Here is a 4,240-nt window from a genome sequence, read left to right on the forward strand (position 1 = left end):
TGGAATATGAATGAGTCTGACTTTGTCGGGCAATGTACTGGCTAACAATGATCATGAACACCGTCGGTTGGTGAATGTAACCGGACAGGGGGCGGTAAGTGTGGTGCCAGATGCGTTTAGCATCAGTGTATTAATAGAAGAACGCGGGCCGCTGGTAAGTAAACTCAATCAACAAATGGCTGCGCGATTAACCTCAGTTGTGCAATTTTTATTGGCATCGGGTATTGAAGAAAAGCATATTCAGTCGATGTCGGTTAACCTTACTCCCTGGTATGAACACACACCTAACGGGCGGGAAGATAAGGGGTTTATTTTATCCCGCGAGGTACGCGTAACCTCTAAAGCACTACAAACCTATGATGCCATACTCGATGGAATGTTAAGCCGCGGCGTAGACCGCATTCAACGCTTTGAATTTGTAAATACCGATGCCTCTGAAGCTTATCAACACGCCCTTGTTGCAGCTGTTCAGGATGCAAAATTGCGCGCGGGCTTGTTAGCGCGCGAAATGGGAGTAAAATTGGGCAATGTGATTACTATTAACGAATCATCTGGTTACAGCGCCCCGCCAGTGATGGCAACCATGCGGATGAAAGACGAAATGAGCAGTAGTCTGCCTGGACAGACAGATATCACTGCCACTGTGTCTGTAACCTTTGAGCTGATTGAGAACTACCATTAAGAGAGACACAATTTGAGCAGCAGTACTTTTTATTCTCAGCTAATTGCCCAGGCCCGGAGTTTGGTTGATGGCGAGCACGACATGATCGCCAATATGGCCAATATCAGCGCGTTGTTGTACAACCAAATGGACAACGTTAACTGGGCTGGGTTTTATATTTTTAAAGAAGAACAGCTGGTACTGGGGCCATTTCAGGGGCAACCGGCGTGTATCCGTATCCCGATGGGTAAGGGCGTGTGCGGCACCGCCGCCGCATCCAATACCGTTCAGCGGATTGAGGACGTACACCAGTTTGAAGGCCATATTGCCTGTGATGCTGCGTCTAACTCAGAAATCGTGATCCCCATTGTGGTAAACGACAAGCTCATTGGTGTACTGGATATAGACAGTCCCATTTATTCGCGTTTCAGTGCGGAAGATGAAGCAGGCCTGTGCGAAATTGTTAGTGTGCTGAGCAGTACGCTGGTATGAAACACTTAGTTGACATTCAGGTGGTATTAGCCACCTGGCAGGACATGGAAGATGTGTTCGAAGAGCCCGACGAGGCCGCAGAACGGTTAAATACTATTCTGCATATGGTGTACGACCGGGCAGAAGATGACATTTCGGTAGAGCGTCTGGAAGGGTTGTTGGCGCACAGTTGGTCAATTTGGCATCAAGATGAAAATTTATTGTACGTAAATGACGATGATTTGCTTGATTGGGTTGACCATCTGCTAGCAACTTGGGATGATGAAGACAATCTCGATTAACTCTTACATACGTTAATATTGATGGAATCATCACAGAAGTTTAGTAACAGTAAAGAAGTCATTGCCTTTCTGGCAGAGACATTCCCTCATTGCTTTAGCCTGGAAGGCGAAGCGCGTCCATTAAAAATCGGTATTTTCCAGGATTTGGCCGAGCGACTGCAAGAAGACGAGCGGGTCAGTAAAACACTGCTGCGCTCGAGCCTGCGTCACTACACCAATAGCTGGCGATATCTTTACAGCATTAAGAAAGGCAATTTCCGTGTTGATTTGGATGGTAATCAGGATGCTGCCATTGAGCAGGAACATGAAGACCACGCCAAACAGCAACTGGATGAAAGCAAAGCCAAGGCTGCTGAAAAGCGCAAAGCGACGGCAAAACCGCCTCGCAGAAAACCAGACGGTCGTTCAGATGCTAAAAATGGCGCCGAGCGTCAGGCAAAACCTGCGGCTGGTCGCTATAATGGAACTAAATCAAAAACTAACAGACCAACTAAAGTACCCCCAGCAAAATTAACGGATGCTGATTTAACAACTGGTACTGCGGTTACAGTAAAACTGGGCAAAGCGCCTATGTATGCTGTAATCACTGAAGTTGCGAAAGACGGCGTTCATGTTCAACTGGATACGGGGATGGTGGTTAAAGTCAACCCAGAGGCTTTACGTCTAGCACGTACCAAGAGGTCGTAATATGAAAGATTTACTCCGAGTTTCCGTTGCCAGCGCTATTTTAGCGTTAAGTGTGGGTGCTGGCGCAGTAACATCAGGGAATAGTGTAGAAGATTTACCGGTTCTCCAACAGGAGCCGCAGCATTCGTCTGCCGCTAAACGAATAAGTACCTTGTTCACTCGAGAGCACTACAAGCTTATTCAACTCGATGATGCACTCTCGGAGAAAGTCTACGACCGTTTTTTAAGCGCGTTGGATGGTAATCGCAATGTGTTTCTGCAATCCGATATTGACGGCTTCGCCAAATACCGTGATTTATTTGATGATGCGTTAACGCGCGGTAATCTGCAGGTTGCATACGATATGTATAACCTGAACTTAGAACGCCGGGTTGAGCGTTACGAGTTTGCGCTGACCCAATTGGGTAAGCCGTTCAATTTCGAAAAAGCCGGCGACAAGTTTTATTTCGATCGCGAAGACTCACCATGGCCAGCCAGCAAGTCTGAGTTGGATGAATTATGGCGTCAGCGCGTTAAATACGATGCGCTAAATTTAAAACTGGCCGGTAAAGAGCCTGAAAAAATTCAGGAATTACTGACCAAACGCTACGAGCGTGCCATTAAGCGTTTGAAACAAACGCAAAGTGAAGATGTGTTCCAAACCGTAATGAATGCATTTGCCCGTAGTATTGAAGCCCACACCAGTTATTTGTCACCCCGCAACGCCGACCGTTTCCAAATGGATATGAATTTATCGCTGGAAGGTATTGGTGCGGTGTTACAAAGCGAAGATGACTTCACTGTGATCAAAAGCATTGTACCCGGTGGTCCGGCAGACAAATCAAAAGCGTTAAAGCCTGAAGACAAAATTGTCGGCGTAGCCCAGGCGGATGAAGATTTTGTAGATGTAATTGGCTGGCGTCTTGACGACGTTGTTGAATTGATCAAAGGGCCAAAAGGCAGCGAAGTGCGTTTACAAGTACAAAAGAGCACGGGCGATAGCACGGCGATATCAGTGATCAATATTGTTCGCGACAAGATTAAGCTGGAAGATCGCGCCGCCAAGTCTGAGGTATTTATACCCGAAACTGGCCCCCATCAGGGCGAGAAAATCGGAGTGATCAATATTCCAAGTTTCTATAACAACCTGCATGTTGATGTGCTGAAAGAAATTAACGCACTTAAAGCTCAGGATGTTAAGGGAATTATCGTTGATTTACGTGGTAACGGCGGCGGATCGCTGTCGGAAGCTACCCTGGTGTCAGGTTTGTTTATTGAAAGTGGCCCTGTGGTACAAATTCGCTACGAAGGTGGCAGAATGAGTGTGAATCAGGATACCGATGGTCAGGTGTCGTATTCTGGTCCGTTAACAGTACTGGTTGACCGCTACAGCGCATCTGCGTCTGAGATTTTTGCAGCGGCAATGCAGGATTACAATCGCGCATTGATTATTGGTGAACAAACCTTTGGTAAGGGAACCGTTCAGCAACACAAAGGGTTAGGCCGTATATACGATCTGTACGAAAACCCGCTGGGCAGCGTGCAATACACTATTGCTAAGTTCTATCGTATCAACGGCGGCAGTACACAGCACAAAGGTGTGGTACCGGACATTTTATTCCCATCGCCTATTGATCCGGCAGAGTGGGGAGAAAGTCAGGAAGAAAACGCCTTGCCATGGGATAGCATTAAACGCGCTAATTATACTACGTTTGGTGATTCGCAATCGGCTATAGATGTACTGTCAGCCAAGCACAATGTTCGCATTATGCAGGATCCAGAATTTGCCTACATGCAGCAAGACATTGAAGAGTATCGCAAAAACAAAGATAAAGCGTTTATTTCGCTGGTTGAATCAGAGCGTTTGGCTGAAAAGCAAGAGAACGAATCTGAAGCACTCAGCCGCGCAAACGAACGTTTGTTAAGACTGGGTTTACCTAAGGTAGAAAACCTCGATGATTTACCGGAAGCATTGGAAGACATCGATCCTTACCTGGCGGAAGCGGCCAATATCACACTGGATATGGTAGAAACGGGTAAGTACGCATTTAAACAAGGGTAACTCAAGAAATACCGAAAGGGGCTGGCGTTTGCCAGCCTTTTTTACATTAAAAGCAGTGTTGAAAAATACAACAATAAA

The 4,240-nt window shown here is 46.5% G+C and carries 5 protein-coding genes; all 5 read left to right on the forward strand.

Annotation, left to right across the window (positions count from 1 at the left end):
• Positions 1-10: 10 nt before the first annotated feature.
• From ACLR2L_RS19250 to prc, 5 genes are read left to right on the forward strand one after another with little or no spacing between them, the layout of a single operon-like run.
• Positions 11-682, forward strand: coding sequence for an SIMPL domain-containing protein (locus ACLR2L_RS19250; RefSeq protein ID WP_413370519.1), 672 nt, complete (start codon positions 11-13; stop codon positions 680-682).
• Positions 683-694: 12 nt separating this feature from the next.
• Positions 695-1,153 (forward strand): GAF domain-containing protein, encoded by a 459-nt coding sequence (locus tag ACLR2L_RS19255; RefSeq protein ID WP_255439068.1) that lies wholly within the window; start codon positions 695-697, stop codon positions 1,151-1,153.
• Complete coding sequence (locus ACLR2L_RS19260; protein WP_140957487.1) at positions 1,150-1,434, forward strand: hypothetical protein; 285 nt, start codon at positions 1,150-1,152, stop codon at positions 1,432-1,434. Before ACLR2L_RS19255 ends, ACLR2L_RS19260 begins: the two co-directional genes overlap by 4 nt.
• A gap of 21 nt (positions 1,435-1,455) precedes the next feature.
• A complete protein-coding gene (gene proQ, locus ACLR2L_RS19265) occupies positions 1,456-2,121 on the forward strand; it encodes an RNA chaperone ProQ (RefSeq protein ID WP_140957485.1) in 666 nt (221 codons plus the stop codon).
• A gap of 1 nt (position 2,122) precedes the next feature.
• Positions 2,123-4,162: a carboxy terminal-processing peptidase gene (gene prc, locus ACLR2L_RS19270; protein WP_413370522.1), complete on the forward strand. Its 2,040-nt coding sequence runs from the start codon at positions 2,123-2,125 to the stop codon at positions 4,160-4,162.
• Positions 4,163-4,240 lie beyond the last annotated feature (78 nt).

Origin of the sequence: Alteromonas sp. AMM-1, from assembly GCF_047290655.1 — a bacterium.
Taxonomy (GTDB): domain Bacteria; phylum Pseudomonadota; class Gammaproteobacteria; order Enterobacterales; family Alteromonadaceae; genus Alteromonas; species Alteromonas mangrovi.